Source organism: Thermosynechococcus sp. HY596 (assembly GCF_030518715.1).
In the GTDB taxonomy this organism is placed as follows: Bacteria; Cyanobacteriota; Cyanobacteriia; order Thermosynechococcales; family Thermosynechococcaceae; genus Thermosynechococcus.
The window spans coordinates 547251-559027 of the sequence record NZ_CP130346.1; the positions used below are offsets into that span (position 1 = coordinate 547251).

10 protein-coding genes are annotated in these 11777 nt (G+C 55.5%); 3 read left to right on the plus strand and 7 right to left on the minus strand.

All coding sequences use genetic code 11. The features are described 5' to 3' along the window. Positions 1-213 precede the first annotated feature (213 nt). On the minus strand, positions 214-1812 hold the full coding sequence (locus QYC28_RS02800; protein ID WP_302679801.1) for a radical SAM protein: 1599 nt from the start codon (positions 1810-1812) through the stop codon (positions 214-216). Then, entirely contained in the window at positions 1813-4476 is a 2664-nt protein-coding gene (gene topA, locus QYC28_RS02805; protein WP_149817980.1) for a type I DNA topoisomerase, read from the minus strand. Between the two features lie 183 nt (positions 4477-4659). Here topA and QYC28_RS02810 point away from each other — a divergent pair, with 183 nt between their 5' ends. Then, positions 4660-5427, plus strand: a complete 768-nt coding sequence (locus QYC28_RS02810; RefSeq protein WP_149817982.1) for an amino acid ABC transporter ATP-binding protein — start codon at positions 4660-4662, stop codon at positions 5425-5427. Here QYC28_RS02810 and QYC28_RS02815 read toward each other — a convergent pair. Continuing rightward, positions 5424-5936, minus strand: coding sequence for an inorganic diphosphatase (locus tag QYC28_RS02815; RefSeq protein WP_149821614.1), 513 nt, complete (start codon positions 5934-5936; stop codon positions 5424-5426). The two genes, QYC28_RS02810 and QYC28_RS02815, sit on opposite strands and share 4 nt — an antisense overlap. A gap of 129 nt (positions 5937-6065) precedes the next feature. Between QYC28_RS02815 and QYC28_RS02820 the strand changes: the two genes are divergently transcribed. Further along, positions 6066-7472, plus strand: a complete 1407-nt coding sequence (locus tag QYC28_RS02820; protein ID WP_302679802.1) for a type II CAAX prenyl endopeptidase Rce1 family protein — start codon at positions 6066-6068, stop codon at positions 7470-7472. On the opposite strand, the gene QYC28_RS02825 is transcribed toward QYC28_RS02820, so the two are convergent. Next, on the minus strand, positions 7440-8216 hold the full coding sequence (locus QYC28_RS02825) for an SDR family oxidoreductase (RefSeq protein WP_302679803.1): 777 nt from the start codon (positions 8214-8216) through the stop codon (positions 7440-7442). The two genes, QYC28_RS02820 and QYC28_RS02825, sit on opposite strands and share 33 nt — an antisense overlap. Positions 8217-8278: 62 nt before the next feature. Here QYC28_RS02825 and QYC28_RS02830 point away from each other — a divergent pair, with 62 nt between their 5' ends. Continuing rightward, the gene (locus QYC28_RS02830; RefSeq protein WP_286626514.1) at positions 8279-9169 is read left to right on the plus strand and encodes an alpha/beta fold hydrolase; all 891 of its coding nucleotides are present in this window, start codon (positions 8279-8281) and stop codon (positions 9167-9169) included. Here the strand turns inward: QYC28_RS02830 and QYC28_RS02835 are convergent. The 3 genes from QYC28_RS02835 to QYC28_RS02845 form a co-directional block, all read right to left on the minus strand. Further along, the gene (locus QYC28_RS02835) at positions 9166-10119 is read right to left on the minus strand and encodes a heme o synthase (protein WP_302679804.1); all 954 of its coding nucleotides are present in this window, start codon (positions 10117-10119) and stop codon (positions 9166-9168) included. The genes QYC28_RS02830 and QYC28_RS02835 overlap by 4 nt on opposite strands. Before the next feature lie 17 nt (positions 10120-10136). Beyond that, positions 10137-11060: a heme A synthase gene (locus tag QYC28_RS02840; RefSeq protein ID WP_286649844.1), complete on the minus strand. Its 924-nt coding sequence runs from the start codon at positions 11058-11060 to the stop codon at positions 10137-10139. A gap of 142 nt (positions 11061-11202) precedes the next feature. Then, positions 11203-11772, minus strand: coding sequence for a hypothetical protein (locus QYC28_RS02845; RefSeq protein WP_149817998.1), 570 nt, complete (start codon positions 11770-11772; stop codon positions 11203-11205). Between the last annotated feature and the right edge of the window lie 5 nt (positions 11773-11777).

The following is an 11777-nucleotide window of genomic DNA, read 5'->3' on the forward strand; positions in this document are numbered from 1 at the left end:
CTGGTGTATATCGATGAAACGGGGTTTGACTCTTGGGTGGCGTGTGAGTATGGGTGGTCAGTGCGAGGCCAACGAATTGATGGAGAGCGAGCGGGGAAGCGTCAGAAAAGAGAGAGTTGAGTCGCAGGACGGTATAGACATCAGAAAGACTTCATCGCCCCAATGCTGTTTTCAGGCTAAAGTCACTAAACAGGGGTATCAGCGCAGACTGGCCTAGGCGATCGCTCGCTGCAGATGATTTTGCAAGGTTTTAGTGGGCAGGCCACTCTGGAGATGCTGCCACGGTAAGATCGTCTCCTCTGGCCAATTAGCAGTGACGTAGGCTTCAAAGTCGGGCAACTGTCCGCGCAGTTCCTTAAACGCCCGGCGATAACTGCCCAAGGAAGTGCCATAGTGACGCACCTGCTCAAGCAGGGGAGCAAGCCGGCGATCGCCCCGCGAAATTAAAGCTTGAATCAGCGAGTCATTATAGGATTCAGGACGAAACTCAATCCCCAATTTGGCCAATTCTTTTTTCAGGAACTTAAGACGTTTTTCGGCTACGGGTTGCACGCCCCACCACTGGAAAGGGGTATGGGCCTTGGGCACAAAGGTACTACAGCCAAGGGTGAGTCGCAGGCGCGGCGCTGTTTTTTTCAATTGGCGAAAGAGATCCACCGTAGCTGCAACATCGGCATCGGTTTCTGTGGGCAGTCCCACCATGCCATAAAACTTTAACCCCTTGAGGCCGCCGGCTTGGGCATGGCTGGCAGCAGCAAGAATCTCCTCAGTCCCAAGCTTTTTGTTGATCACTTGGCGCAGACGCTCAGACCCCGTTTCGATGGCGATCGTCAGGGATTGACTGCCCCGTTGACTCAAGAGTTGGGCAAGGGATTCAGTGACCGTATTTGTGCGCACAGACGCTAAACTCACCCGCACATGGTCAAATTGTGGTTGGCCTAGATACTCAATCAAGGCGGGAAATTCGGGATGCTGGGTAATCGAGGCACCCAAAAGCCCTAGGCGATCGGTGACCGCTAGCCCCCGCTCAATGGCAGGAATCAGTGTTTCGAGACTGGGCGTGCGAAAGGGCAAGGTCAAATAACTGGCCAAACAAAAGCGACATAGCTCTGGACAACTACGCACCACCTCCACCATGTAAATCTTTTCCCAAGCGGCGAGGGGGGTGACCACCGTTGAGGCAGCAAGGGTATTGCCGCGATGGACTTGTTTGGTCACTGTGGCGGGTACCGTGGGCTTTCGGGGTTCAATTCCTTGAATCGGGCCTGTGGCACTGGCATAACCGACGGCATAAAGACTGGGGACATAGAGGCCGGGCACTTGGGCAAGGGCTTCCAACTGTTGCGATCGCGCAGCAGTGCGCACCTGCGCCATTGTCGTCAGAAAGGGATCTAAAAGCGGTTCGGCGTCCCCTAGCAAAATGACATCAAAAAAGTCGGCAAAGGGTTCGGGATTGGCCGTCAGCACTGGACCACCGCCAAAGATCAAAGGATAGCGATCGTGGCGATCGCGCTGCCAAATGGGAATGCCCAACTGCTCCAAGAGCGCCAATAGATTGCCGTAGTCCAACTCCCACGAGAAGGAAAAGCCCACTAACTCGGGATCTCGAGGCAGGAGTTCGTGCACATCGGTAAAGAGGCGACTCACGGCCACATCAGGACGGCTGGCCAGTTGTGCCCACACTAGTTGATACCCTAAGCTGGTAATGCCAACGCTGTAGGTATTGGGAAAGCCATAGATGACGCGCAGTGCCTCTGGCCGCGGGCGCGATCGCTCAAAGAGGAGAGTTTCAGCAGCAAAAGGGGAATTCACCTAGGTTTCCGTTGACTTACGGCGGCTGGTTTTTGCGGTCTTGGTGGCCGTCTTTGTACTGGTCTTTTTGGTGGTTGATTTTGGTTTCGGGGCAGTGGCTGTTGCGCTGCGGCGGGTTTTCTTCGGTGCTTTCTCCGCCAATAGGGGCAGGGCTTGCTCAAGGGTCATGGTCTCTGGACTCACCCCTTCCGGCAGTGAGGCATTCACCTTGCCGTGGTTGACATAGGGACCATAGGGACCATCCAAGATCTGCACCGGTTCGCCATCCTCTGGGTGAGTCCCCAACACCGCGAGCACCTGTTTTTTGGCACGGCCACGACTCGCTTTCGGGGTCGCCAGCAGCTCCAAGGCACGCTCTAGGGTAATCGTATAAACATCATCCTCCCCCCTGAGGGAACGATAGTCCTTTTCCCCCTCAGGGTCATGGACAATGTAGGGGCCAAAGCGACCTTGATTGGCTTGAATCAGTTTGCCCGTTTCGGGATGAACCCCCAATATGCGGGGCAGCGACAACAGCGTAATCGCCAAGTCTAGAGTGACTTCATCGGGACTGACCCCCTTGGGTAACGAGGCTCGTTTGGGTTTTGGATTGGCCGCTGTGGCTTCCCCCAACTGCACATAGGGACCAAAGCGCCCCGTTAGCAAGAAGATCGGTTCGCCAGTTTCAGGATGCACACCTAGCTTGTCGGGACCCTCTAGTTTTTGGCGAATTAATTGCTCCACTTGTTCGCGGGTGAGGCTACCGGGAGTGGCATCTTGGGGCAACGAGGCTTTAATCGGTTCGCTGCCATTGCCATTTTGATAGACGACAAAAGGACCAAAGCGACCCACCACCACTTCGGCATTCAGTTCTGGCAGGGCGATCGCCCGGGCTTCTGTGGACTCAATTGTGCGCTCCCGCTCTTTGACCTGCTGCTCAAGGCCGTTTTCACCCAGATAGAAGGATTCAAGGTAGGGTTGCCACTGCACCTCCCCCGTGGAAATCTCATCAAGGGTTTGCTCCATCCGCGCCGTGAAGTTAATGTCCACTAAGTCGGGGAAGTATTTCTCCAGCAGTGCCGTAACCGCAAAGGCAGTAAAGGTGGGTTCAAGGGCATTGCCCCGCCGAATGGCATACTCGCGGTCTTGGATCGTGCTGATGATGGTGGCGTAGGTGCTGGGACGCCCAATGCCGGCTTGCTCGAGGGCTTTAACAAGGCTGGCTTCGGTGTAGCGTGGCGGCGGCTGGGTTTCGTGACCGACACTTTCAAGGGCTTGGCAGCGGAGAATATCGCCCACCTGCATCAGGGGCAGCATCACCTCTTGGCTTTCGAGGGCGGCATCGGGATCATCCGACCCTTCCACATAGGCACGGAAAAAGCCCGGAAAATCAATGCGTTTACCGTGGGCACGGAAGAGGGCATCCCCCGCCGTAATCGAGACCGTTAGCAGGGTGACGCGGGCATCAGCCATTTGTGAGGCCACTGTGCGCTTCCAGATCAGTTCGTAGAGTTCCAGTTCCCGATCCTTAAGGCCGGTTTCTTGGGGGGTGCGAAACTGACTACCCGCAGGGCGAATCGCTTCGTGGGCTTCTTGGGCGCCCTTGGTTTTGGTGGTGTACTGCCGCGGCTGGGGCGACAAAAAGGCTTTGCCGTACATGGCTTCCACACAACTGCGAGCGGCAGCGATCGCCTGTTCCGACAGATGCACAGAGTCCGTGCGCATATAGGTGATATAGCCCTCTTCATAGAGCTTTTGGGCAATGCGCATCGTCTCCTGGGCCGAGAGGTGCAGTTTGCGGTTGGCTTCCTGTTGCAGCGTCGAGGTGGTAAAGGGAGGAGCGGGTTTGCGGGTTTGTTGGCGCTCCTCTTGTTCAGTGACCGTCCATGTTTCCGTCAGCAGGCGATCGCGCAGGGCATTGGCCGCCGCCTCATCCAAGAGCAAGACAGCATCAGGGTTGCGCACCTGTCCTGTAGCAGGATCAAAATCATTGCCCGTGGCCAAGCGTTGACCGCCGACACTCACCAAACGGGCTGGAAAGAGGGTTCCCCGTTGATCCAGCGTGGCCTTGAGATCCCAAAATTGCCCCTTGCGGAAGGCCAGCCGTTCCCGCTCCCGTTGCACCAATAGACGCACTGCCACCGACTGCACCCGCCCCGCCGACAGATGGGGAGCAATTTTCCGCCACAGCAGGGGCGACAGGGTATAGCCCACCAAGCGATCGAGGATACGCCGCGTTTCTTGGGCACGCACGAGTTGTTGATTGACATCGCGGCAATTGCGCAGGGCTTCTCGGATGGCCTCTTCCGTAATTTCATGGAAGACCATGCGCCGCACGGGCACCTTTGGCTCCAACAGTTGCAGCAAGTGCCAACTAATACTTTCGCCTTCGCGGTCTTCATCGGTCGCAAGCAGGAGTTCATCAGCAGTTTTCAGGGCCGTTTTCAGGTCTTTGACAACTTTTTGCTTGTCTTTGGGGACAATGTAGAGGGGTTCAAAGCCAGCAGCGACATTCACCCCTAGGGTTGCCCACTCCTCCCCCTTGAGTTCGGGGGGCACATCAGCAGCGCTGCGGGGCAGATCACGGACATGACCCATCGAGGCTTCAACGCGATAGTCCGGGGGCAGAAATTTGCGAATGGTATGGGCTTTTGTCGGGGATTCAACGATAACAAGGGTGGACATAGCAGATGCTGCGGGATGGGTTTTTCGGCACTCTCAAGTTTAGCGATCGATCATAGAATTGTGTTCTCCCACCGTATCATGGGGAGCAAGGAGAAGCACTTCCTTATATTGATAACCCTAGCCTAACCAATGGGCGATGCGGAGAATCTGTTTAGTCAGCATAACGGTTTTTAGGTAGCAGCGATGACTCAGCGTGGGGCAGCCCCAGAAATCGTGATCCAAACCCGCCACCTCAATAAATATTTTGGCGATCGCCACGTCCTGAAGGACATCAACTTCACCGTTGCTAAGCAAGAGGTGGTTGCCCTCATTGGCCCCAGTGGTTCTGGCAAAAGCACCTTGCTCCGCTGCTTGAATGGGTTGGAGACGTACCAATCGGGGGAGATTCTCATTCTCGGTCATTACCTGCCCCCAGTGCCAACGCCGCAACAACTGCGGGTGATTCGCCGGGATGTGGGTATGGTCTTTCAGAACTTTAACCTCTTTCCCCACATGACAGTCTTGCAAAACATCATCGAAGCGCCGATCCTTGTGCGCAAGCTCCCCCGCCGCGTGGCTATTGAAATGGCTGAAAGTTTATTGACCAAAGTAGGATTGCTGGACAAACGGGATGCCTATCCTCGGCAACTCTCCGGGGGGCAACAACAACGGGTGGCGATCGCCCGCGCCTTGGCCATGCAGCCGGAAATTCTCCTCTTTGACGAACCCACCTCTGCCCTTGACCCGGAGCTAGTGGGGGATGTCCTCGCCGTGATGCGACAACTGGCCGAAGAAGCAATGACCATGGTGGTGGTCACCCACGAAATGCAATTTGCCCGTGAAGTCTCTTGCCGCGTCGTCTTTCTTGCCGATGGCCAAATTATTGAGGAAGGATCGCCCCAAGAACTGTTTCGTCGTCCGCAACAGGAGCGAACCCGCCTCTTTTTAGAGCGTGTGCTGGTTAGGCACTAGCCTTTATAGGCCTTGATGCATTTTTCAACAAGGGGCTGCACCGCATCCACATCCTGCCAGCCAAGAATTTCAGTCACTTTCTTTTGCAGATTCTTGTAGGTACGGAAGAACTCAGCGATTTCTTCGAGGCGGTGGGGCGCAATGTCCTTGAGGGACGTCACCTCAGCATAGCGAGGATCATCAACAGGCACACAGAGAATTTTCTCGTCGCGATCGCCACTGTCAATCATCTCCAGCATGCCAATAGGACGGGCAGGAATCACACATCCCGGAAACGTCGGCTCATCCATGATCACTAGACCATCGAGGGGATCGCCATCATCCGCCAGTGTATTGGGAATGAACCCATAATCATAGGGATAGGTCACCGCCGAATAGAGCACGCGATCGAGGGCAAAGACGTTCATTTCCTTGTCAAACTCATATTTATTCCGACTGCCCCCCGCAATTTCCACCAGCACATTGACAACACCCGGCTTGGGTTGGGCAGGAATACGGCTCAGATCAATACCCATAGAATCATGTCCACGCAACAAGTCTCCATTTAATCGAGATCGGGACATTGAAGCAAGCACTGGATTGATCCCTTGGGTCGCTTTCCGCTAAGGTTTTGGGGAGTCCCTTGTCAGCTTTGCCCTATGTCTCTAAAGCGGTTGGTGCTTGCAGCCCTCAGTGTCGTGGTTGCTGCCCTCCTGACGGTGTCGTTGCTGGGCAGTTATTTAGAACCCCAAACCCAAGGGCAAATTAACCTATTTCAGACCAATTTGTCACTACAAGCCCGAGAATGGCAGGGTCTGGGAGATGCCACAACCCGCGATCGCCTTGTGGGGAATGTGGAAAGCGCAATCAAAGCCTATGAAGAGGTACTGGCCACACCCACACCACAAAACCAACCGCTGCGTCTTCAATTGGGACTGCTCTATGCCGATGCCGGCCAGCACGATCGCGCCCTCAACACATGGCAACTCCTCATTAATGAGGCTCAAGGGGCAACCCGCAGTACCGCAGAAGTGCTGATGGGATTGTGGACCGATCCCCCGCAATTGCTGCCAGATGCCGAACCATTGATTAAAAATACACTCCAAGGCTGGTTTCGCGATCGCGCCCTCGAACGCCTCTATGAACTGCAACAGCGATCCGACGCCCTGATGACCTTGACCCGTGCAGAACAAAATCGCGCCCAAGCGGCCTTCTATCGCCTTGCCCTCCTTGGTGTCACTCCTGTTTTGGGGAGTTTAATTGGGATTGTGCTTTGGATTGTCTGGATCTATCAACACCTGCGCCGCCGCCAGCACGGGAACACTCTGCCACCCCTGACCCCCGTGACATGGGGCTGGGAAACCCTGTGGGAAGGCATGGTGATCTGGTTTGCTCTCTTCTTTGCCATTAGTTTGGTATTGATGCCCTTGGTGCGCTCCCTGATCGGCCTAGGACTGCCACTGGGCTCTGCCATGGCTCAAACGCTGTATGCCTTAATGAGCTACGGGATGATGATGGTTGCTGGCTTGGGCTGGCTGTGGTACTTTCTGCGTCCCTTTGGTAAGCGCCCTGCGGATTGGTTATGTTGGCAAGGGGGGTTAGGGGGTGCCTTGCGTTGGGGGGTCGGCGGTTATTTGGCGGCACTGCCGTTAGTCGTGGTCAGTTCCCTGATTAGTCAAGCCCTGCTGAAAAATCAAGGGGGCGGCAATCCCCTACTGGAAATTATTTTACAAAGCCGCGATTATACCACCTTTGCCCTACTCTATGTCATGGTGGCAGTGATGGCACCCTTCTTTGAGGAGATTCTCTTTCGAGGATTTTTCTTTCGTTCGGTGCAATCCTATTTGCCCTTCGGCACTGCCATGGGGGTGACGGGACTCCTCTTTGCCATTGCCCACCTGAATTTGGCCGATCTATTGCCCTTGACGGTTTTGGGAACCGTGCTCAGCTACATCTACTGGCGATCGCAAAATATCGGTGCAGCCATGATTCTCCACAGCATCTGGAACAGTGGCTCCTTTTTGGGCTTGCTCCTATTGAGCGGCGGGACGGAAGCGGGGTTCTAACTGCTGCACCAACCACTGGCGGGGCACCAACCGACCAGCAAGGGCAAGGAAGCGATTGGCGGGCTGACCGGGAATGACCGTGGCCACATCGGTTTGCAACGCCGCAAGGGTTTCGGCCACCACCTGTTCGGGAGTGTCCTGCCGGGCAAGGAGCGCGGGGTTGCGCAGCATATCTGCCCGCTCAAAGAAATCGGTGGCCGTTGGCCCTGGACACACTCCTAGGACACGAATGCCCAAGGGTTTGACTTCTGCCCACAGGGCTTCGCTGAAGTGGCGAACAAAGGCTTTGCTGGCGGCATAGACGGCGAGGTAGGGCAGGGGCTGACAGGCAGCAATGGAGCTAACGTTGATGATCGTACCTTGGCGGCGGGAGCGCATTTCTTGGAGCACGAGATGGGTGAGTTCTACTAGCGCTGTAATGTTCACTTGGAGCATGGCCGTCAATTGCTGGCGATCGCGATCGCCAAAGGCACCATAATCCCCAAAGCCGGCATTATTGACTAATACATCCACCGTTAGTCCTAGGGACTGAATCTGTTCATAGAGGCGGAGCGCCGCATTGGGTTCGCTGAGGTCTTGGGGAATACCTACAACCGGTACTTGTGTGCTGAGCTGGGTCTTTAGCTCTTCTAGGGTGTCGAGGCGGCGACCAGTGAGAATCAAAGCGTGCTGGCGATCGGCCAAGGCTTGGGCAAAGGCCTGCCCTAATCCCCCCGTTGCCCCCGTAATCAGTGCGGTTGCCATAAAATTGTTACGAAACTTAAAGATCGCTATTCTAAAAGTAATACATTTCGGGAATGGGCAGAATGACCTCTACGCTTTCAGCCACCGCAGCTTTTCCCACCGCAGATTGGACTTGGCGTGGCCATCGCATTCGCTACAGCGTCAATGGCAGTGGTGCCCCAGTGGTGTTGGTTCATGGTTTTGGTGCCTCTATTGGTCACTGGCGCAAAAATATCCCTGCTCTCACCGCCGCAGGTTACCGTGTTTATGCCCTTGATTTACTGGGTTTTGGTGCTTCGGCAAAGCCGGATTTAACCTACAGTTTGGATCTGTGGGCCGAGCTACTGGCGGACTTTTGGCAAGCCCACATTGGGGAACCCGTGGTTTGGGTAGGGAATTCCATTGGTGGTCTGCTGTGTCTGATGATGGCGGCTCGCTATGGCCACACCTGCCGTGCGGTGAGTGTTCTCAACTGTGCCGGGGGACTCAACCACCGTCCCAATGAACTGAACTGGACGCAGAGTCTCTTTACAGCTATTTTTCGCGCCTTAGTAGCCTCTCCTATCATTGGTCACATTATTTTTGATCAAATTCGCCAGCCAGCGCGCATCCGCAAAACCCTGACCCAAGTCTATGCCAATCCCGACGCTATTACCGATGAATTGGTGGAACTGCTGCATCGGCCCGCCATGGATGCCGGTGCCAAAGAAGTGTTTGCCCGTGTGATTTCAGCACCGCCGGGACCGAAAATTGTGGATTTGCTGCCAGAGGTTCAAGTGCCGATTCTGGTGCTCTGGGGTGAGGTGGATCCTTGGACGCCGGTGTCGGGGACTCAGCACTTTGCAGCCCATCAAGATCGCTTGCCGATTCGCATTGAGCGACTGCCCAATACTGGCCATTGTCCCCATGACGATCGCCCGGAGCTGGTGAACCCGATCCTCATTGAGTGGTTGCAACAGTTGGGGCACGCCTAACTCAAGAGGCAAGCAAGGGCATCGAGGCTTTCTGGCAATTGGGGCAGCAGAATGCGATCGCCCACCATGGCAGCACACAGCAGCATCATGTAGAGAATCGAGAACTTAAAGAGGCTGCGTGCCTGTTCTTTGTCCTCGGGGGCTTGGGTCAACTGCCACGCGCGGTAAATAAACCAACTACCAAGGGCGATCGCCACCACACCATAGCCCCAGCCCACGACACCACAGGGGTAGATTAACAGCAGACTGGTGGGCACCAGTGCCAAGGTGTAGAGAAAAATCTGCCGTGCCGTGACGCGATCGCCGTTAACCACCGGCAGCATCGGCACCCGCACACGGGCATAGTCCTCTTGAATCAGCATCGCCAACGGCCAAAAATGGGGCGGCGTCCAGATAAAGATAATGGCAAACAGCACCCAAGCCGCCCAACTCAGTTCTCCCGTCACCGCTGCCCAACCCACCAAGGGGGGAATCGCCCCAGCCGCACCGCCAATGACGATATTTTGCGGCGAAGACCGCTTCAGCCAGTGGGTATAGACCCCCACATAAACCGCAATTCCCGCCATAGCAAGGCTCGCACTCAGGAGGTTGGCAAACACTGCCAAGAGGCTAAAGGCCGTTGTTGCCAAGAGCACTGCTAGAAACAGCGCTTCCCAAGGAGCCACCCGACCCGCTGGCAAAGGGCGACGGCGCGTCCGCTCCATAATGGCATCAATATCGCGGTCATAGAGACAGTTGAGCGTATTCGCTGCCGCCGCTGCACAGGCACCACTGACAAGGGTTATCAGGAGCAATTGGGGAGCCACCCGACCTTGGCTTGCCACTTCCATTGCTGCCGCAGTTGTAATCAAAAAAAGCAGAATTAACCGCGGTTTGGTGAGTTGGACATAGTCCACTAATTTTGTCGAAAGATCCCCCGTTGAGGAGGAAAGTCTGGCTAAGAATGTCATGCGAGCCTCAAGATCGTTCAAAACTTATGCTTCAGGGAACCGGATGGGCAATCGCGCCACGCCAATGTGGAAATGGCAACCAACACCCCCAAGAGGGTGGCGCCAATCATTTGATGGGCAACGGTGAGAGCCGGCACCTGTAGCTTTAGTTGTAGGGTGCTCCAGCCCAAGGCCACCTGCAGAGCCACCACTGGCAGGAGTGAGAAACTGAGTTGGCGCAAGAGGGAGGCCAAGGCGGGGCTACGCCAAGCGACAATCACTACCCCTAAAACACTCAGGGTAGCTGGGACAGCACCGATCAGATGGCTATTGAGGACTACACACAGGCGATCGCCATAGAGACACTGATGCACTGCCCACTGCGAAGACACCAAGCCCCCTAACAAACTTTGGCCATAGACACATAGCGCGGCAATCACTGCGGCAATCCGCAACCAACGGGCGCTCCCCGTACCCCGAAAGGGAGCGAAACCAACGGTGATGGCTGCCAAAAGGCAAAAGAAGAGCAGTCCTGTGCCCAGGTGAGCGGTAACAATTTCAAAGCGCAGCAACTCAGTCACCGTCAGGCCACCGAGAATCCCCTGCACAATCACAAGGCACAGTGCCGCCGCAGCAGCAGAGGGCACCCAAGGGGGCAGAGCTTGCCGCCAAGCCACACTCAATCCTACAAAGGCGATCGCCATCAGCCCTAAACTGGTGGCCAGCAGGCGGTGAAACCACTCTAGGAAGATCTGCAAATCCATTTGCGGTACCAGCGTGCCAAAGCACAACGGCCAATCGGGACAGGCTAAACCGGCATCCATCACCCGTGTGGCACTGCCCACCGCCATCAAAAAGAGGGTAAAGACCGTCATCAGCAGCACGAGGCGAAAAATCCACTGGCGACGGACACTCGGATCACTGCCTAGGGTCAAGGGTGAGACATGAAAAGGCCCCAGCACGGATTTTTCCTCGACAGCAACAACTTCTTCATGGTAAAGAAGCTAAGGGGGAGATCAGGGCTGGCGTGAAAATCTATAGCTTTTCTTTAAGTTTTCGCTAGAGTATAAATTTTTCTTGCATTTGATTGCCGAGTTTGAAGGTCTAAAACGATGGCTCTCCGGCACTGGGTTGACGCTGCAAAAAGTGGAGAAAATCCAACAGTTCTTCATCGCTCAGTTGCTGGCGCGATCGCTTGCCGTAGCGTTCGAGTAAACAGGCACGGCCTTGGGCTTCTGTCCATCCCAAGCGTTTCATTTCGACAGTGGTTTGGGCAATTTCATCCGCCAGATCCACGGGTTCGCGCTTAGGGGGGGGCTTCTCGCTAACAGGTTTGACCGCTGGCTTACTGCGACGGGGATTGGGAGGGGGGGTGGGTTCTAGGAGCAGATCAGTATTGCTGGCCTCTGACCAAGGAGCTGCCTCGAGGGCTGCGGGGGTGCGGGGAATCAGTTCCGCCTCCGTTTGCACAGGGAGGTGAATACCGAGAAGTTGCAGGGCACGCTGGCGGGCACTATCTTCCGCCTGTTCTAGGGTGGGGGCAGCAGCCATCCCCGTGGCTAGAATCGTGTCGCCCACAAGGAGGGTGGTTTTGACAATAAAGAGGCCGTCATGAATTTGCAATAAATCACTGACAATGCTGCCGGTCGGATAGCGGCGGTGGAATTCGCTCATGGGGT